Below are 20,256 nucleotides of genomic sequence, written 5' to 3'. Positions count from 1 at the left end.
GTCAGTCATGATGATCTCTTTCAATGATCGGGAGGTTGGTTGTGCAACCGGTCCGCCGTCCCCGTTCCACTCCGGCGGAGGTGGGCCGATTTTATCCCTCTCCGGTTCCAAAGACTCGGCCTGATCAGCATGTTAGGCCCTCCGGCGCTGCTGAGCCCATACCCTCTGCCGCAGGGAAAGAACTACAGCCAGCTGTAATGCGCATGCTCGCCCGATGTGCTCCGGCGATTCGCGCCTGGGCGTCGCTGCCGCGGTCCACGGTCTATCTGCTGGGGGAATTCGGCACCGCGGTCATGAGTCTTCTCTCGTTCCTGCTGCTCTGTCATCCGAGTATGCGTCAGGCGTGGGCGGATTGGCACCGGCAGCGGGCCGGCCGTCTGCTGGGCCGCCCCGTCCTCGCACAGAGCATCGCCCTTCCCCGCCATGTGTACTGGCTCGCCCTGCACGTCACGGTCGGCCTCACCTGCGGGCTCGCCACGCTCCTGTGCGTCGGCAACGCGCTGATACTCCTGGTGGCGCTGCCGCTGTGGTGGGCGCTCCCGGTGCAGGGCAGCCCGAGGACGGTACTGGACATCCCGGTGGTCGGCTGGCCCGGGGCGGGCGCCGGCCCGTCGGTGGGGACCGTCCTGTTCGCCGTCGGCTGCCTGGCGCTGCCCGCGCTCGCCACCGGTTACGCCCGCTCGACCCTCGCCGTGCTCGCGCCCTCGCGCACCCAGCGGCTCGCCGACCGCGTGGCCACGCTCACCCGCACCCGCAGCGACGCGCTGGAGGCGCACGGCGCCGAGCTGCGGCGGATCGAGCGCGACCTGCACGACGGCACCCAGGCGCGGCTGGTGGCCGTGGCCATGCGGCTCGCGGTGGCCCGGCGGTGCCTGGACCGCGACCCCGCCACCGTCGCCCGGATGCTGCGCGAGGCGACCGACGTCAACGAGGAGGCGATGGTCGAGCTCCGCGAGGTGCTCCGCGGCATCTACCCGCCCATCCTCGCCGACCGCGGACTGCCGGGGGCCCTGCGCACCGTCGCCGCCCGCGGCGGCGTACCGGTCTCGCTCGACATCGGCGAGCTGAACCGGATCCCGGCGGCCATCGAGGCCGTCGCCTACTTCGTGGTCACCGAGGCGCTGACGAACGTGGCCAAACACAGCCGGGCCACCGAGGCGGGCCTGAGGGTCTGGCGCGTCGACGACGTGCTGACGGTCGTCGTCACCGACAACGGCGTCGGCGGCGCGCGCGAGGGGGGCGGCAGCGGGCTGGCGGGCCTGCGCGGCCGCGCGCAGGCCCTGGACGGCTGCGTCACGGTCGTCAGCCCCCCGGGCGGCCCCACCACCATCACCGTGGAGCTGCCGTGCGGATAGTCATCGCGGAGGACAACGTCCTGCTCGCCACCGGCCTGGAGCTGCTGCTGACCGGTTCCGGCTACGAGGTGGCCGAGGTCGCCGCCGACGCCGAGGGGTTCCTGGCCGCGGTGGACAAGCACCGCCCGGCCGTCACCATCGTGGACGTGCGGCTGCCGCCGCGGTTCCGCGACGAGGGGATCCGGGCCGCGATCGAGGCCCGGCGGGTCCACCCCGGCCTGCCGGTCCTGGTCCTGTCCCAGTACGTGGAGCAGACCTACGCCTCCGAGCTGCTCTCCAGCAGCGGACGCGGCGTCGGCTACCTGCTCAAGGACCGCATCAGCCGGGTCGACGAGTTCCTGGAGGCGCTCGACCGGGTGGCCGCCGGCGGCACGGCGCTCGACCCCGACGTGGTGACCCAGCTGCTCGCCACCCGGACGCGGCCGCTGTCCACGCTCACCCGGCGGGAGCGGGAGGTCCTGGCGCTCATGGCGGAGGGGCACGACAACGCCACGCTGGCCAGGAAGCTGTCCATCACCGACAACGCCGTGCACAAGCACATCGGCAACATCTTCGCGAAGTTCGAGCTCACCGAGACCGACGCCGGCCACCGCCGGGTCCGGGCCGTGCTGACCTACCTGGAGGCCTCCTGACGGCCCGCGGCCCCGGTACGACGAAGCGGCGGGCCCGTTCCACGAACGGGCCCGCCGCTTCCTGTCGTCCTACCCCTGCCGGCCTACCCCTGCCGGACGCAGAGCCTCCCGGTGATCTGCACCCGGTCGACGTCCCCGGTCACCGGGTCCGGCAGGAACCGCCCGACGTACGGCATCGCCGCGCGCGGACCGCCGTCCGAGGGGGTGCGGAAGGAGAGGTCCCCGCCGACGAGCAGCCGGACCGGCGCCGCCCCGTCCACCGAGAGCAGGAGGTCCCCGCCGTCGGCCTCGACCCGGCACGACCAGCCGCCGTTCGCGTAGTGCCCGGCGCACCGCGGCGGCGCCGGCACGGGCTCGACGTCCCGCGGGTCCCGGGCGTGGTCGCCGACCTCCAGGCCGCTCTCGCCCAGGTGCGCCAGCAGCGACTCCCACAGCCGGGCGCCGGTGCTGCCGTTGGCGGTCAGCGCCACCACCGTCCCCGTCGACGGGTCCGCGCGCAGGTGGCTCCACGCGCCGTCGCCGGTGCCGTCGTGGCCGAACCAGGTCCCGTACCGCGACCAGCCGGCGCCCCAGCCGCCCGCCAGCCCGTGGGCGTCCACGGCGAGCCCGGCGGTGACGTCCTCGCGGATCGCCCGCGCCGTCGCGGCGTCGAGCAGGGCCGCGCCCGGGCCGAGGCCCAGGTGCGCGGCGCCGAACAGCGCGAGATCGCGGGCGCCGGCCCGCAGGCCCGCGGCCGGGTCCTCCAGCGGCGGTACCGACTGCTCCCCGATGGGCCTCGGCGGGGCGTCCGGACGGACGAGGTGGCCCAGGGCGGTCGGCGCCGCGGCGTCGTGCCCCAGCGGGCGCAGCAGCATCGCCTGGACGGCCTGCGCCCAGTCCAGCCCGGTGATCTCCTCGACCAGCCGGCCGGCGATCAGGTAGCCCGGGTTGGAGTAGGAGAACACCGTGCCCGGCTCGTGCACGCCCAGCCCGGACGCGTGGCCGGCGAGCCACCGGGCGCGGGTGGTCCCGGCCGGCAGCTCGGCGGTGTTGGCCGCCAGGCCCGCGGTGTGGCTGAGCACCTGCCTCAGCGTGAACTCCGGGCCTGCGCGCAGCTCGCCCAGTTGCTCCCGCAGGGGCTCGTCCAGGTCCGCGTCGCCGTCGGCGACCAGCAGGGCCGCGAGCGTCGCGGTGAACGGCTTGGTGAGCGATCCGAGCGGGAACGCCGTCGCCGCCGTCACCGGCCGTCCCGACCCGGCCTCCTCCTCACCGGTCTCCGCGGTGGTGAGGACGCCGTCGCGCCAGATCGCCACCTGGGCGCCGGGCACGCCGTGCCGCAGCGCGAGCTCCGCCAGTGCCTCGTTCACCGGGCGTCCCCCGTCCCGAGGGAGGGCTCGCAGAGGCGGGCGATGGAGCGCAGCGCCGCCACGAGGTCGGAGCCGACCTTCTCGATCGTCGCGCCGTCGTGCAGGTTGACCGAGTAGTAGAGGTCGAAGCCGAGCCGACCGCCCTCGACCGCGCCGACCACCTCCAGCGCCTGCACGACCCGCTCCCGTTCGTCCTGCTCCAGGCCGATCGGCTCGTGGAAGGCGTGGAACAGCGAGCGGTCGGCCGTCCGGGTGATCTCCTCCGTCTGGCTGTGGTAGTTGAACAGCACCGCGGGGGGCGTGTGCTCCGCGTCCGGCGTGGCGGCCCCGGAGAGGTGGCGCAGCGCGCCGTAGCCGAGCCCGTTGCCGGGGACGGCGCGCAGGCAGCGGCGCACCGAGCGCACCACGGCCGGCCAGTCGGCCTCGCCGGCCGTCCGTCCGGGCACCTCCAGCGCGACGGGGTACGAGCTGGTGAACCACCCGACGGTGCGGGACAGGTCGACGTCGTCGAAGATCTCCTCGCGTCCGTGGCCCTCCATCTCGATCACCAGCCGGTCCTCGCCGGACCAGCGGCACATCGTCCAGGCCAGCGCGGAGAGCAGCACGTCGCTGACCCGGGCGCGGAACCGGCCCGGCGCCACGTGCAGCAGCGCCGCGGTCTCCTCCCGCTCCAGCCGCACCGGCATGATCCGCCGCGAGGACACCACGTTCGGTCCGGGGCCGTCGGCCGGCAGCGGCGTCGCCTCCGGCACCGCGTCCCAGTGCCCGGTCTGGTCGGCGAAGCCGCCGTCGGCCGCGTGCGCCGCGAGCCGGGTGGCCCACTGGCGGAACGAGGAGGTCTTGGCGCCGAGGTCGATCGGCTCGCCGTCGAGCGCCTGCCGGTAGGCGAGGTCCAGGTCGTGGTTGAGGATCCGCCACGACACCGCGTCGATCACCAGGTGGTGGACGGTCAGGTGCAGGTGCGCCCGCCGGCCCGGGCCGAGGTCGAACAGGACCGCCCGCAGCAGCGGACCGGCCGCCAGGTCGAGACCGGTGTCGGCCGCCGCGGCGAGCCGGTTCATCACCGGGGGCAGTTCCTCGTCGGGCAGCCCCGAGAGGTCGTGGCGCTCGAACAGCTCGCCGGTCTCGGCCGCGGCGTTCCGCTGCGACCAGAGGCCCCGGTCGTCACGCGTGTAGCGCATCCGCAGCGCGTCGTGGTGCTCGACGATCGCCGTGAGGGCGGCCCGCAGCGCCGCCTCGTCGGTGCCGTCCGCGAGCTCGACGTGGATCGACTGGGCGAGGTGCTGCGGGGCGACCGTGTTGCGGGCGAAGAACTCGTGCTGGATCGGGGTGAGCGGTACCTCGCCGGCCTCGGCCTCCTGGGTGGCGGCGACCCGGCGGTCCTGGCCGGCGGCGGCGACCAGCCGCTCGACGGTCGAGTGGCGGAACAGGTCGCTGGAGGAGACCTGGAGCCCGGCCCGGCGGCTCTTGAAGACGACCTGGATGCTGAGGATCGAGTCGCCGCCGAGCTCGAAGAAGTCGTCGGTGACGCCGACCCGTTCGACGCCGAGCACCTCCGCCCAGATCGCGGCCATCGTGCGTTCCTCGGCGGTGCGGGGCTCCACCGATTCCTGGCCGGCCGTCGCGGTCACGGGCTCCGGCAGGGCGCGGCGGTCGACCTTGCCGTGCGGGGTGAGCGGTATCCGCTCCATCCGGACGAGCGCGGCCGGGACCATGTAGTCGGGCAGGCTCTCGGCGAGGTACGCGGTCAGCTCGGCCGGGTCCAGCTCGGAGACCACGTACCCGACCAGGCGCCGGCGGCCCGGCTGGTCCTCGCGGACGATGACGGCCGCCCGTGCCACCTCCGGGTGCCGGGCGAGCGCCTGCTCGATCTCGCCGAGCTCGATGCGGTAGCCGCGCAGCTTCACCTGGTCGTCGGTGCGGCCGACGAACTCCAGCGTGCCGTCGGGACGCCAGCGCATCAGGTCGCCGGTGCGGTACATCCGGGAGCCGGGCGTCCCGAACGGGTCCGGCAGGAAGCGCTCGGCGGTCATCGCGGGCCGGTCCCGGTAGCCGCGGCAGACGCCGTCACCGGCGAGGTAGGCCTCCCCGGTGACGCCGACCGGCACCACCTGGAGGTCCCGGTCGAGCAGGTAGACCCGGGCGTCCGCGCTCGGGCGGCCGACCGGGACGCTCCCGCCGGACCGCCCGCCGCGCTCGACCGGGAAGCAGGTCGCGGTCACCGAGCACTCGGTGGGCCCGTACGCGTTGACGATCCGCAGCTCCGGCAGCCGGTCGAGGACGCGGGCGCAGTGCGGCGCGGACAGCGCCTCGCCGCCGACGACGACCTTGCGCAGCCCGGCGAGGATCCCCGGGTCGGTGTCGGCGACCGCGTGGAAGAAGCCCGCCGCGAACGACATGGCCTGCACCTCGTTGTCGCGCAGGAACTTGTCGAGCTCGTCGACCGAGCGGAAGTCGCCGGGCCGCACGGCCAGGCACGCGCCGGTGAGCAGCGCCTGCCACAGCTCGTTCTGCGCGGCGTCGAAGGAGATCGAGTGGTGCTGGGCGATCGTGGCGGCGTCCCCGAAGGTGTGCTCGCCCGCGGCGCGCACCAGGCGGACCAGGCCGCGGTGGGTGACCATGCTCGCCTTGGGCGTGCCGGTCGAGCCCGAGGTGTAGACGAGCACGGCGAGGTTGTCCGGGACGGTGCGCGAGGGCGGCGGCCCGCCGGCGGGCCCCGACCGCAGGTCGTCGATCAGCAGGACCTCGGCGCCGGTCGGCGGCAGTCCGGGCGCGAGCGCGGCGCTGGTGAGCAGCACCGGCACGCCCGAGTCGCGGAAGAGGTAGTCGAGGCGCTCGGCCGGGTAGCCGGGGTCGAGCGGCACGTACACGCCGCCCGCCTTGAGGACGGCGAGCATCGCGGTGATCATCTCGGCGCCGCCCGGCAGGCAGATGCCCACCGGCGTCTCCGGGCCGACGCCCCTGCCGACGAGCTCGTGGGCGAGCCGGTCGGAGCGGGCGTCCAGCTCCCCGTACGTGAGCCGGGTGTCGCCGGCGACGACCGCGGGCCGGTCCGGGTGCTCCCGCGCGACCTCGGCGAACAGCTCGTGCAGGCACCGGTCGGGGTAGCCGGACGGGGCGCCGTTGAACTCCCCGATCAGCCGGTCGAGTTCGGCGCCGCGGACGACCGTGAGGTCCCGCAGCGTGCTGTCGGGCTCCGCCACCATCGCGTCGAGCACGCCGAGCAGGTGATCGGCGAAGCGGCGCGCGGTGGCGTCGTCGAACAGCCGCGGGTCGTAGCCGAGCCGCAGGTGGAGCCCGTCCACCAGGTGCGCCACGCAGGTCAGCGGGAAGTTCGAGGTCTCCAGGCCCGCCAGCGACCGCACCCCCAGCCCGTACCGCCCGGCGGCGTCCTCGTCGTACGGGAAGTTCTCGAAGACCACGCAGCTGTCGAAGAGGTCGGTGCCCGCCGGGATCGCGGCCCAGTGCCGCACCTGGGCGAGCGAGACGTACTCGAACTGGCGGCCGTCGACCTGCTGCTCCTGGATCCCGCGCAGCCAGGTGCGCAGGTCGCCGCCGGGCGGGACGGTCAGCCGGGCGGGCAGGGTGTTGATGAACAGGCCGACCATCTCGTCCGAGCCCGGCAGCTCGGACGGGCGGCCGCCCACCGTGGTGCCGAAGCAGACCTGCCGTTCACCGCTGTAGCGGGACAGCAGCAGCGCCCAGGCGCCCTGGATCAGGGTGTTGACGGTGACCCGGGCCTCCCGGGCGAAGCCCTCCAGCCGCCCGGTCTCCTCCGCCGTGAGCGCGAGGTCGATGTGGCCGGTGTCGCGGGACTGGTGCGAGCGCAGCGGCGGCCGGTCGTACGGCAGCGCGGTGGGCGCGGAGAAGCCGTCGAGCAGGCCGGTCCAGTACGCCCGCGCCGCGGCGGTGTCCTGCTCGCCGAGCCAGCGCACGTACTCGCGGAACGGGCGGCGCGGGCGCGGCGGCGCGACCTCGCGCCCGCTGAGCGCGGCGTGCTCCGCGAAGACCTCGCCGAGCACGTCGGCGAAGCTCCAGCCGTCCAGCAGCAGGTGGTGCGAGGAGCAGCGCAGGTGGACGCTGGACGGCGAGAGCCGGGCCAGGTGCAGCCGCAGCAGCGGCGGCCGGGCCAGGTCCAGCGGTTCGGCCGGGGCCTCGGCCAGCAGGCGCACGCGCTCCTGCTGCCGGGCCTCGGTCAGCTCCGACCAGTCCTCGATGACGACGGGCACCCGGACGTCCCGGTGGACCACCTGGAGGGGGCGCCCGCCCTCGGCGTCGGCGATCGCCGTCCGCAGCACGGGCGTGCGGTCGACGACCCGCTGCCACGCCTCGGCCAGCACGGCGGGGTCGGTGACGCCGTCGAGGACCAGCCCGAGGTGGGTGAAGTAGATGTCGTCCTCGTGCGCGTCGAGCGAGTGGAACAGCAGGCCGCTCTGCATCGGCGTGAGCGGGTAGACGTCCTCGACCGTGCGGCCGTCCCCGGCGATCCGGTCGACGCCGGCCTGGTCGAGCCCGGCGAGCGGGAAGTCGGACGGGGTGCAGCCGCCGGCCCCGGCGCAGTGCGCGACGATCTCGGCGAGCGCGGTGGTGAAGCGGGCCGCGAGGGTGGTGATCGTCGCCTCGTCGTGCAGCGCGGCCGAGTACTCCCAGGAGAACTCCAGCCGGCCGTCGCGGACCATCCCGGTGATCTCCAGGGGGTTCGGGCGGACCAGACCTGCGCCGCGGTCCGGCGCGGGGCTGGGCCGCCAGCCGCGCAGCAGGCCGTCGCCGGTCGCCACGTCGAAGTGGCCGTGGTAGTTGAAGCCGACCTGGCAGCGGGCGCCGCCCAGCCCGGAGTCCCCGGTCAGGTGGCGCAGGACGCCGTACCCGATGCCGGCCTCGGGGACGGCGCGCAGGGTCTCCTTGACGGCCTTGAGCCGGGTGCCCCAGTCCCCGCCCGGGACGGGCAGCACGACCGGGAAGAGCGTGGTGAACCAGCCCGCCGTACGGGACAGGTCGACGTCGTCGAAGAGGTTCTCGCGGCCGTGACCCTCCAGCTCGACCGCGACGGCCCCGCCGCCGGTCCAGTCGGCCAGCGCCGCCGCGAGCGCGGTCAGCAGCACGTCGTTGATCTGGGTGCGGTACGCCGCCGGGACGTCCCGCAGCAGCGCGCGGGTCAGCTCGGCGTCGAGCCTCGCCTCGACCGTACGGGCGTCGGCGAGCGTGTCCTGCGCCGTGTGCGCGCCCGGCAGCGGCGGGCACGCGGCGGACGCGGCCTCGACGGCCCGCCAGTACGGCCGCTCGCCGTCGAAGCGGCCGGCGGCGGCCGCCTCGCTCAGCCGCGTCGACCACTCGCGGAAGCCGGTGGACTTCTCCGGCAGGGCGACCGGAAGGCCCCGCGCCGCCTGCCGGTGGGCGAGTTCCAGGTCGGCGAGCAGCACGCGCCAGGTGACCCCGTCGACGACGAGGTGGTGCAGCGTGACGAACAGCCGGTCGGGCCCGGGCGCGCCGGTGAGGAGCACCGCGGCGAGCAGCGGCCCGGTGTCGAGCCGGAACCCCTCCTGCGCCGCCGTGACCGCCTCGCGGACCGTCCGCTCGCGGGCGGGGGCGTCGAGGCCGGACAGGTCGACCGTGCGCAGCGCCTCGCCCGTCTCGGCGGCCGCGCAGTGCTGGCGCCAGACGCCGTCGGTGCGGACGGCGCGCAGCCGCAGCGCGTCGTGGTGGTCGAGCAGGGCCGTGACCGCCGTGCGCAGGGCGGCCGGGTCGGTGCCGGGCGCGAGCTCGACGAACATCGACTGGTTGAAGTGGGCGGCGCCCTCGGGGTACTGCTCGAAGTACCAGTGCTGCACGGGGGTGAGCGGCACGTCGCCGACCGCGGCGGCTTCGGCCGCCCGCGGCGCCGGCCGCTCCGCGGTCACCACGACGGCGGCCAGGTCGGCGACGGTCTGGTGCAGGAAGATCTGCTTGGCGGTCAGCCGCAGGCCGGCCCGCCGTGCCTTGGACACGACCTGCAGGCCGACGATCGAGTCGCCGCCGAGCTCGAAGAAGTTGTCGTCGACGCCGACCGTGCCGGGCTCCAGGCCCAGCACCTCGGCCCAGATCGCGGCGAGCGCGGACTCGGTGGGGTCGCGCGGCGCCACGTGGTGCCCGGCGGCGTGGTCGGTGGCGGCCGGCGCCGGCAGCGCCTTGCGGTCCAGCGTGCCGCTGGGGGTCATCGGGAGCTCGTCGAGGACGACGAGCGCGGAGGGCACGGCCGGGTCGGGCACGATCCCGGCGAGGAACGCGCGCAGCTCGGTGAGGGTGGGCGCGGAGCCGTCCGCCACCAGGTAGCCGACGAGCCGGTCGCGGCCGGCCGGGTCGGGACGCACCGCGGCGGCGGCCGCCGCGACGCCGGGGTGGCGCAGCAGGGCGGCCTCGACCTCGCCGAGCTCCACCCGGAAGCCGCGGACCTTGACCTGGTCGTCCACCCGGCCGAGGTACTCCAGGTCGCCGTCGGGCCGCCATCGCCCGACGTCGCCGGTGCGGTAGAGCCGCCCGCCGGCGGTGAACGGGTCGTCGAGGAAGCGCTGCGCGGTGAGCTCGGGGCGGTTCCAGTACCCCTGGGCCACGCCGTCGCCGCCGATGCAGATCTCGCCGGGCACGCCGACGGGGACGGGACGCAGCCCGGCGTCGAGCACGTAGGTGCGGGTGTTGCCCAGCGGCCGGCCGATCGGCACGACCGCGGTGCCGGCCGACTCCCCGGCCCGCAGCCGGTACGTCGTGGAGTCCACGGTGGTCTCCGTGGCGCCGTAGTTGTTGGTGACGACGGCGTCGGGCGGGAGCAGCTCCAGGACCGCGGCCGCGTCGGCGGCCAGCCACGCCTCGGAGCCGACCGCGAGGACGCGCAGCGAGTCCGCCCGGCGCCCGCTCCAGGACAGTTCCTGGGTGACCGCCTTGGCCAGCGAGGGGGTGGTCACCAGCAGCTGCGGGCGGACCTCGTCGATCAGCGCGGCCAGGGCGGGCGGGTCGGAGATCACCTCGGCCGGGCAGATCACCATCTCCCCGCCGTACATCGCGGACATCAGGAAGTCCCCGAGGAACAGGTCCACGGCGAGGCTGGACACCGACAGGCTGCGGCCCCGCAGCCCGGTCAGGTCGTAGCGGGCGTCCCAGGCGCGCATCATGTGGGCGGCGTTGCGGTGGCTGACCATCACGCCCTTGGGGCGGCCGGTCGAGCCGGAGGTGTAGACGACGTACGCGAGGTCGTCCGGCCCGGCGGCCGTGGCGGGCGCCGTGGCGGGGTGGCGCTCGATCGCGTCCCGGTCGGTGTCGAGGCGGATCGTGGTCCAGGCGCCCTCGCCCGCCGCGGCCGAGTCGGTGATCAGCACCGGGGCGGCGGCGTCCTCGAGCATCATGGCCAGCCGCTGCGCGGGGTGCTCGGGGTCCATCGGCACGAACGCGCCGCCGGCCTTGAGCACCGCCAGCAGCGCGACCATCGCGTCCACGCCGCGCTCCAGGCAGACGCCGGTCAGCACGCCCGGGCGGACCCCGGCCCCGACCAGGTGGTGGGCGAGCCGGTTGGCCCGTACGGACAGCTCGGCGAAGGTGAGGCCGCGGCTGCCGTCGCTCACCGCGACGGAGTCGGGCGTCCGGGCCGCCTGCGCGTCGAAGAGCCGGTGAAGGGTCGGCGCCTCCTGCGGTACCGCGAGGACCGGGCCCTGCCGGTCGGCGGTGAGCGTGCGCAGCTCGTCGGCCGGCAGCATCGACAGGCCGGCGAGCGGCTCCTCGGGCCGGTCGGCCACCGCGCCCAGCAGCGTGACGAGGTGGCCGCCGAGCCGCTCGACGGTCTCCCGGTCGAACAGGTCGGTGCTGTACTCCAGGTAGCAGGTGAGCGAGGAGGCGTCCTCGTAGAAGTCGAAGGTGAGGTCCAGCTTCGCGACGTCCACCGGCGGCTGGATCTCGGTGACCTCCAGCCCGGGGAAGGCCGGCAGCGTCTCGGCCATGTTCTGCAGGTTGACCATCACCTGCACCAGCGGCGGCCGGGAGGCGTCCCGCTCGGGCCGCAGCGTGTCGACGAGCCGCTGGAAGGGCACCTCGTCGTGGGCGAACGCCTCCAGCAGGCCCGTGCGCACCCGGCCGAGCAGCTCGGTGAAGGACAGCGACTCCTCCACCCGGGAGCGCAGCACCACGGTGTTGATGAAGAAGCCGATCAGGTTCTCCAGTTCGGGCCGCTGACGGCCCAGGGTGACCGTGCCGACCGCCACGTCCGGTTCGCCGCAGTACCGGGCCAGCAGCACCTTGGTGGCCGTGACCAGGGCCATGAACAGCGTCGCGTCCCGGCCGCGGCTCAGCTCCCGCAGCCGGCCCAGCACCGGCGCCGGGATCTCCACCGGCAGGATGGCGCCCGCGGGCGTGCGGACGGGCGGCCGCGGCCGGTCGGTGGGCAGGTCGGCGGTGCGCATCCCGGCGAGGCGCTCGCGCCAGTACCCGAGCTGCTCGTCGAGGGCGCCGGAGCGCTCGCGCTCCCAGACCGCGAAGTCGGCGAACTGCACGGACAGCTCCGGCAGGGACGCCGGGGCGCCCCCGGCCGCCGCGTCGTAGGCGGCGGCCAGCTCGCCGAGCAGCCGCCCGGTCGACCAGCCGTCGCAGACGATGTGGTGCATGGCCAGCACGAGCACGTGCTCCCGGGCGTCCACGCGCAGCAGCGTGGCCCGCAGCAGCGGTCCGCGGCGCAGGTCGAACGGGGTGTTCATCTCCGTCGCGAGGAAGCGCTCCACCGCGGGCCCGGCGTCGGGCCCCGACACGTCGACGACCGGCAGCGGCCGGTCGGCGTGCTCGTGGACGACCTGGACGCCGCGGCCGTCGACCGCGTCGAAGGTGGTGCGCAGCGTCTCGTGCCGGCGCACGACCTGGTCGAGCGCGGCGCCGAGCGCCGCGGCGTCGAGGTCGCCGCGCAGCCGCAGCGCGCGCAGCGTGTTGTACTCGGCGCTGTCGGGCTCCAGTTCGGCCGCGAACCAGAGCCGTTCCTGCGCCGAGGACATCGGCGGCAGGCCGTCGCGGGGGGCCGCGGGGATCGGCCGCTCGGCGGGCGCGGACTCGCCGGCGAGGCGGCGCAGCAGCTCCGCCCGCAGGTGCGCCGGTAGGGACGCGAGCATCTCGTCGGACTGGGTCATCTGCGTACCTTCCTTCATCAGATCCGGCCGGGCGCTTCGGCACCGGAGAGGGCGGCCAGGCTCGCGAAGATCCGCTCCTGGACGACCCCGGCGAGGGCGTTCACGTGACGGTGCTCGAACAGGTCCCTCGGGGAGACCGGCACGCCGAACGCGGTGCGCATGCGGACGGCCAGTCGGATGGCGTTGATCGAGTCGCCGCCGAGGTCGAAGAAGCTGTCGTGGACGCCCACCCGGGGCACGTCCAGCACCTCGCCCCAGATCCGGCAGAGGGCCTCCTCGGTCGGGTTGGACGGCGCCACGTACGAGTCCTCGTCCGGACGGGAGGTCGCCACGGGCAGCGCGGCCCGGTCGAGCTTGCCGTTGCGGTTGATCGGCAGCACCGCCAGCGACACCACGGCGGCCGGGACCATGTACGCGGGCACGTGCCGGGCGACGTGCGCGCGCAGCTCCTCCGCGGACGGGACGCCCTCGCGCGGCACCACGTACGCGACGAGCCGCTTGCCGGCCCCGTCGCTCTGGACGACGACGGCGGCCTCGGCCACCGCCTCGTGCCGCAGCAGCACGTTCTCGACCTCGCGCGGCTCCACCCGGAAGCCGCGGATCTTGACCTGGTCGTCCGCCCGGCCGGCGAACTCCAGCGTGCCGTCCGGGTTCCAGCGGACCAGGTCGCCGGTGCGGTAGAGCCGGGCGCCCGGCGCGCCGAACGGGTCGGCCACGAAGCGCTCCGCGGTCAGGTCCGGCCGTCCGACGTAGCCGCGGCCCACGCCGTCGCCGCCGAGGTAGAGCTCCCCGGTGACGCCGGGCGGCACGGGCCGCAGCCGGTCGTCGAGGACGTACACGGCGGTGTTGGCGATCGGCCGGCCGATCGGGACGTTGTCGTACCGGGCGCCGGGCTCCACTTCGAACAGCGTCGCGGCGACCGCGCACTCGCTGGGGCCGTAGCCGTTGAGCAGGCGGCGGCCGGGCGACCAGGCGGAGGCGAGGTCCGGGGTGAGGACCTCCCCGCCGCACAGGATGGACTCCAGCTTCGGCAGCGCCGCCGGGTCGAGCACCGGCAGGACGGTCGGCGGCCCGGTGACCGCGGTGACGTCGGCCTCCCGCAGCTGCTCGATCAGTTCGGCGCCGCCGTACGTCCCGGCGGTCACCGGGGCGACCAGCGTGGCGCCGCCCGCGAGCGTGCTCAGCAGGACGAGCGAGGCGGCGTCGAAGCTCATCGGGGAGAGCTGGTAGATCCGGCCGCCGGGGCGCACGTGCAGGGGGATGACCGCCTCGACGGTGTTCACCATGGAGCGGTGCTCGATCATGGTGCCCTTGGGCTTCCCGGTCGAGCCCGAGGTGTAGACGGTGTACACCAGGTCGCGGGGGCTGCCGTGGTCGGGCGGGGCGGTCGCCGGGCGGGCGGCGATGGCGGGCCACTGCTCGTCGAGCAGGACGAGCGGGGTGGTCGTGCCCGCGAAGAGCTCGCGGTGGCGGGCGTGGGTGAGCACCACCGCCGGGCGCGCCTCCTCCAGGATCGCGGCGGCGCGCTGGGCCGGGTAGTCGGGGTCGATCGGCACGTACGCGCCGCCGGCCTTGAGGGTGCCGAGGACGCCGACGACCAGGTCCGCGCCGCGCTCGACGGAGACGCCGACCAGCACGTCCGGGCCCACGCCGAGGTCGGCCAGGTGGTGGGCGAGCCGGTTGGAGCGCTCCTCCATCTCCGCGTAGGTGAGCCGGTGGTCGCCGCGCTCGACGGCGACGGTGTCGGGCCACCGGGCGGCCCGCTCGCTGATGATCCGGTGCACGCGCCGCTCGACGGAGTACGCGGAGGGCGCGGCCACGCCCCACGCGCCGAGGATGAGGTCCCGCTCGGCGTCGGTCAGCGCGCTCACGTCGCCGACGCTCGGCGCGGACCCGTCGGCCAGCCGTTCCAGCACGGTGATCAGCCGGGCGGCGACCCGCTCCACGGTGTCCGACTCGAAGATCGTCTCGTCGTAGAGCAGCCGCATGACCAGCGACTCGTCGGGGAACACGCTCAGCGCCAGCGGGTAGTTGGTGGCGAACTCGACGTCGAACGAGCGGACCACCGTCCGGTCGAACGGGTAGTTCTGGAAGACCACGGCGGTGTGGAACAGCGCGGCCCCGGGCTCCACGTCGGCGAAGGACTGCACCCGGTTCAGCGGGGCGTAGCCGAACTCCCGCGCCGCGGCCTGCTCGCGCTGGAGCTCCGCGAGCCAGGGCAGGGTCCCCTCGTCGTCCCCCACCAGGACCCTGACGGGCTGAGTGTTGATCATCATGCCGACCATCGACTCGACGCCGGGCAGCTCCGCCGGCCGCACCGAGGTGCTGGTGCCGAAGCAGACGTCGCGCTCGCCGCTCAGACGCGCCAGCAGGATCGCCCAGGCCCCCTGGATCAGGGTGTTGGCGGTCAGCCCGGTGCTCCGCGCGTACGCCGAGACCCGCTCCGCCGTCCGCGCGGGGACCGTCACCTGCACCGAGCGCCTGGCCGTGGGCCGGTGGCCCTCGGGCGGCTGCCGGTCGCCGGGCACGGCCACCGGGGTCGTGAAGCCGGCCATCCGGGCGCGCCAGTAGTCGTCGGCGGCGGCCAGGTCCTGGCCCGCCAGCCAGTGGACGAAGTCCTGGAACGGCGGCCGGGTGCGCACCGGCTGGCCGCGGTACCCGTCGAGCACGTCCTGGAGCAGTTCGGCGGCGCTCCACCCGTCGGTCAGCACGTGGTGCATCGTCCAGACGAGCTCGACGCAGCCGTCGCCGAGCCGCACGATCGTGACCCGGCTCAGCGGCGCCCGGGTGAGGTCGACGCCGGCGGCGAGGTCGGCGTCGAGCAGCTCCCGCAGCCGCGCCGGGTGTTCCTCCTGCGGCAGGGCGCTCCAGTCGAGGTGGGTCACCGGCATCGTGACCTCGTCCCGGACGACCTGGAGGGGCTCCTCGACGTCCGCCCAGCGCAGTTCGGTCCGGAGCACCTCGTGCCGTTCGGTGGCCTCCTGCCAGGCCCGGCCGAGCCGTTCGGGGTCGGCGACGTCGCCGAGCCGCACCACGAACCGGATCAGGTGCAGCGCCGGGTCGTCGAGCATCAGGGCGTCGAAGAGCATGCCGCCCTGCATGGAGGTCAGGGGGTAGCTGCCCGAGCGCGCCGACGCGGACGGCGGCGACGCGGACGGCGCCGCCGGGGCCCGCTCCAGCCGCGTCGCCGCGGCGGCCAGCGCCTCGACCGTCGGGTGGGCGAAGACGTCGGCCGTGCTCAGCACCAGCCCCTTGGCCCGGGCCCGCGCGACGATCTTCATGGTCAGCACGGAGTCGCCGCCGAGGGCGAAGAAGTCGTCGCCCACGCCGACCCGTTCGACGCCCAGCGCCTCGGCCCAGATCGCGGCGAGCTCGCGCTCGGTGTCCGTGGCCGGCTCGCGGTAGGCCGCGTCGTCGGCCGGGGGCTCGGGCAGCGCGGGCCGGTCCACCTTGCCGTTGGCGTTGATCGGCAGCCGGTCCATCCAGACGATGCGCGCGGGCACCATGTAGCCCGGCAGGCGTGCGGCCAGCCGGTCCTGCAGCTCGCGCTCCACCAGGGGGGCCGGGCCGGTCGGGTACGCGACGATGCTGCGCGTGGCGCCGCTCTCCCGCACCACCACGACGACGTCGGTGACCCCGGGGCAGTCGCGCAACGCGGCCTCGATCTCGCCCAGTTCGATCCGGAAGCCCCGGATCTTGACCTGGTGGTCGGTGCGGCCGAGGAACTCCACGAGCCCGTCCTCGGTCAGCCGCACCCGGTCGCCGGTGCGGTAGAGGCGCCCGCCCGGGGTGGACGGGTCCGCCACGAAACGCTCGGCGGTCAGCCCGGGGCGCCCGAAGTAGCCGCGGCCCGTACCGTCGCCGGCCAGGTACAGCTCGCCGACCCCGCCCGGGCCGACGGCCCGCAGCCTCTCGTCGAGGACGTGCGCCTCGGTGTCCTCCAGGGCCGTGCCGATCACGGTGGGCCGGGTGCGCACGTCCTGCGGCGTCATCCGGTGCGCGGTGGCGAACACCGTGCACTCGGTCGGGCCGTACACGTTGACGAACGCGGTGTCCGGGCAGGCGAGTCGCATCCGCTCCATGGCGGTCGCCGACAGCACCTCGCCGCCGGCCCAGACCTCGCGCAGCCCCGCGAAGCAGTCGGGCCGCTCCTCGGCGAAGAGCCGGAACAGCGCCGAGGTCAGGAAGACCGCGTCGAGTCCGTGCCCGGCGACCAGGTCGGCCAGCGCCGGCGCGGTCAGCTCCGCGGGCCCGACGACGACCCGGCCGCCGTTCAGCAGCGGCAGCCAGACCTCGTACGTGGAGGCGTCGAAGGCGAGCGGCGCGTTGAACAGCGCGCTCCGGCCGAAGGCGGCGCGGACCCGGCGCTCCCGGGACAGCGCGATGATGTTGCGGTGGGTGATGGCCACGCCCTTGGGCCGGCCGGTCGAGCCCGAGGTGTGGATGAGGTAGGCGAGTTGCTCCCCGTCGACGTCCACCTTCGGGGCGTCGGGGCGCGTACCCGGGTCCGCGGCGTCCACGACGAGCACGGGCGGCCCGGCGAGCTCCGCCCGGCCGGCGGTGGACCGGTCCGCGATCAGCACGACCGCGGCGGTGTCGGCGAGCATCCCGCGGATCCGGTCGTCGGGGTAGCTCTCGTGCAGCGGCACGTAGACCCCGCCCGCCTTGAGCACGGCGAGCAGGGCGACGATCGTCTCCGCCGAGTGGCCCGAGCGGCCCATCAGCATGCCGACCCGCGACTCGGCGCCCACCCCGGCGGTGACCAGACGGTGCGCCAGGTGGTTGGCGCGCCCGTCCAGTTCGCCGTACGTGAGGGTCGTGCCGGCGTCGACGACCGCGGACGCCCCGGGATCCCGCCGGGCCCACGCGGCGACGAGGTGGTGGACGGCCCGGCCCTCCGGGTCTGCGGATGCGTTGTCATAACCGTGGGACATGCTCGGCCCTCCACTGGAGACTCGCGTGGCGCGCGGATCAGTCGACGGTCGAGCTTCGCCTGCGCAGGCGTTCCGGCTCCACGTTCTTGAGCGGTGAGGAAACTGCCCGCTCGGCGAGGGTCCCGCACAGGGCCCGCGGGACGCCCGGCGCGGGCCCCGGACGGGACACGGGAGGCACGCGGGCGGGGAAACCGGAGGGGCGCGGGTGGGACACGGGAGGGCGCGGGTGGGCACGGAAACGGCTGAGGCGTGGCCGGAGCCACGCCTCAGCCGCGACGGCGGTCGTCCGTCACTCGGGCCGCGAGATCGCCTCCACCGCCGGGGGCCGCAGCGCGAGCCGGGCCGGCAGCATCACGGCGGGCCAGGCGATCGCCGCCGCCGTGACCACGATGCCGAGGTACATCAGGGGCGGGATCGAGGGGAACAGCGAGTGCCGGATCGCGTAGCTCATCCCGATCAGCGACGGCAGCGCGGCGATCGTGCCGATGACGACCGCGCAGATCACGATGATGCCCGCCTCCTGGCGCATCATCGACCGGACCTGGCCGGTCCGGGTGCCGACGAGGCGCAGCAGGGCGAACTCGCCGCGCCGCGAGATCGTCGCCATCACCAGCGTGTTGACGACGGCGATGGCGAGGTAGCCGAGCAGGACGGCGTTGAGCACCAGGCTGACCCCGTTGGCGCCCGCGTCGCTCGGTGCGGCGGTGACCGCCTCGGCGTCGTGCACGCTCACCGTCGGGTACGGCTTCAGTGCCGCGGCCAGGTCCGCCTCCGGGCCGGCGTTCACCATCAGCCACTGGTCGAGGTGGTCGGTGGTGTGCGCGATGACCACGTCGTGGGGCAGCGTGACGTCGCCGAACCCGAGCCCGTTCTCGTAGACCGCGACCACCTTGGCCTTCTCCGTGGTGCCGTCGCCGAGGTGCACGTCGACGCTGCCGCCCACGTCGACGCCGACCGTGCCGGCGACCAGGCGGCTGAGCGCGACCGTGGCCGTCCCGGTGAGGGCGTTCAGGTCGCCGCGCAGCACGTCCAGCTTCATGGTGTCCGGGACGGCCGCCGGTTCGACGCCCTGCGCCGAGGAGATCCGGTACTGGAGGCCGTCGCCGTCGGGCCAGGTGAGGATCGTCGAGGTCCGGGCGACCGGGCCGACCGTACGGACTCCGGGGACGCCCCGGAGCTCGTCGGCCAGGCCGGGGGAGATCCCCGCGCCCTCGGCGAGCACCACGCGATCGGCGATCACGCCGTCGACGACCTGGTCCTGCGCGGTCGCGGCGAGCGTCGTGGCGCTGAAGAGCTGGGCGGCCGCCATGGTCACACCCATGATCAGCGGGGTGGTGGCGGAGCTCAGCCTGCGGGCCCGGGCCCGGGAGTTGGCCACGGCCAGGAACCAGGTGGGGCCGCCGCCCCTGCGACGGCCCAGCATGGCCGCGACACCGGCGAACAGCTTCGGCCCGAGCAGGCCGACGGCGATCACCAGGACCAGCGCGGAGCTGGCGGCGCCCTCGACGCCCGACTCGCCGGGCAGCACGATCGGCAGCACGACCGCGATGGCCAGGCCGCCGGGCACGAGCAGCATGCCGATCGTGAGCCGGACCCAGCCGAGCTTCTTCGGTTCCACCGCCACGTCGCCGAGCGCCTCGACCGGGCTGACCTTCGCGGCCCGCCGGGCCGCGAGCCAGCCGCCGACCCGGGCCGCGAGGACGCAGATCAGCACGGCGCACAGCACCGGGGTCGAGGAGATCACCAGGGAGAACCCGGACGGCAGCACCCCGGCCGCCGCGAACAGGCTGTGCAGCAGCATGGCGAGCAGGATGCCGGGGATCGCGCCGAGCACGGCGCCGATCCCGCCGACGATCACGGCCTCGCCGCCGATCATGCGCAGCACCTGCCGGGGGGTGGCGCCGACGGCCCGCAGCAGCGCCAGCTCACGGCGGCGCTGCTGCACCGACAGGGCCAGCGTGCCGGAGACCACGATGATCACCAGCAGGATCATGGTGGCGCCGAAGGCGCTGGCCACCTCGATGACGAACGAGCGCATCTGCCCGATGTCGAGCGTCTCCACGTCGCTGCGGTCGTCACCGGTCGCGGCGACCACCCCGGGCACGGCCTCCTCGATCCGGTCGGCGAGGTCACCCGCGTCGGTCCCGTCCGCGGCCAGCACGCCGACCGCGTCGATCCGCTCGGAGGTGCCGTACAGCTTCGCCGCCTGGTCGTCGGTGAAGAACACCGCGGACTGCCGGTCGAGCGTGACCGCGGGCGCGGCGACGCCGCTGACCTTGTACGACTTCGGCGTCGACCCGGCCACCAGCGTGACCTTGTCCCCCGGGGCGACCCCGGCCCGTCCGGCGAGGTCGGCGTCGAGCACGACGTCGTCGGCCCCCTGCGGCTGGGTGCCCGAGCGCAGGGTGAACGGCGCCAGCACCGAGGCGGACCAGCCGTGCCCGTACACGGGCGGGCCGTCGAGGACGGAGTCCTTCGCGACCACGGTCATCCGGACGCTGATGTCGCCGACCGCGGACTCGACGCCCTTGACGGCGGCGACCTTCGCCACCGTGTCGGCGGGCAGGGTGACCCGCTCGGAGAGCCGCGGGTCCGTGTCGCCGTCGACGGACAGGGCCTGGTAGCCGCCGACGACCACGGTCGCCCGGTGGTACCGCTCGGCCGGGACCCCGGAACTGATCCCGGTCTCCAGCAGCACACCGCAGGCGGTGATCACGGCGGAGCCGACCGCGACGGCGATCAGCACCGCCGTGAAGCCGCCCTTGCGGCCGCGGATCGTGCTCCAGGCCAGCGCGAGGTTCTCGCGCGAGAGGGTGCGGACCTTCTTCTTCGCCTTCGGGGCCACCCGCGGATCCGCC

6 protein-coding genes are annotated in these 20,256 nt (G+C 75.0%); 2 read left to right on the top strand and 4 right to left on the bottom strand.

Translation table 11 applies throughout. From position 1 onward, the window contains the following. The first annotated feature begins 332 nt into the window (after positions 1 to 332). Positions 333 to 1,355 (top strand): histidine kinase, encoded by a 1,023-nt coding sequence (locus tag ACWEQL_RS06795; RefSeq protein WP_452149107.1) that lies wholly within the window; start codon positions 333 to 335, stop codon positions 1,353 to 1,355. Continuing rightward, the gene (locus ACWEQL_RS06790) at positions 1,346 to 1,987 is read left to right on the top strand and encodes a LuxR C-terminal-related transcriptional regulator (protein ID WP_452149106.1); all 642 of its coding nucleotides are present in this window, start codon (positions 1,346 to 1,348) and stop codon (positions 1,985 to 1,987) included. The genes ACWEQL_RS06795 and ACWEQL_RS06790 overlap by 10 nt, the downstream gene beginning before the upstream one ends. An 83-nt stretch (positions 1,988 to 2,070) precedes the next feature. On the opposite strand, the gene ACWEQL_RS06785 is transcribed toward ACWEQL_RS06790, so the two are convergent. From ACWEQL_RS06785 to ACWEQL_RS06770, 4 genes are all read right to left on the bottom strand, one after another. Next, complete coding sequence (locus ACWEQL_RS06785) at positions 2,071 to 3,333, bottom strand: serine hydrolase domain-containing protein (RefSeq protein WP_452149105.1); 1,263 nt, start codon at positions 3,331 to 3,333, stop codon at positions 2,071 to 2,073. Continuing rightward, on the bottom strand, positions 3,330 to 12,464 hold the full coding sequence (locus tag ACWEQL_RS06780; protein WP_452149104.1) for an amino acid adenylation domain-containing protein: 9,135 nt from the start codon (positions 12,462 to 12,464) through the stop codon (positions 3,330 to 3,332). Before ACWEQL_RS06780 ends, ACWEQL_RS06785 begins: the two co-directional genes overlap by 4 nt. A 17-nt stretch (positions 12,465 to 12,481) precedes the next feature. Beyond that, positions 12,482 to 17,398: an amino acid adenylation domain-containing protein gene (locus tag ACWEQL_RS06775; protein ID WP_452149103.1), complete on the bottom strand. Its 4,917-nt coding sequence runs from the start codon at positions 17,396 to 17,398 to the stop codon at positions 12,482 to 12,484. 289 nt (positions 17,399 to 17,687) lie between these two features. Beyond that, positions 17,688 to 20,243 carry an FtsX-like permease family protein gene (locus tag ACWEQL_RS06770; protein ID WP_452149102.1) on the bottom strand — a complete coding sequence of 852 codons (2,556 nt, stop codon included), beginning with the start codon at positions 20,241 to 20,243 and terminating at the stop codon, positions 17,688 to 17,690. Positions 20,244 to 20,256 lie beyond the last annotated feature (13 nt).

This window comes from Kitasatospora sp. NPDC004240, assembly GCF_053603215.1.
This window is presented reverse-complemented; position numbering and strand designations above follow the sequence as displayed.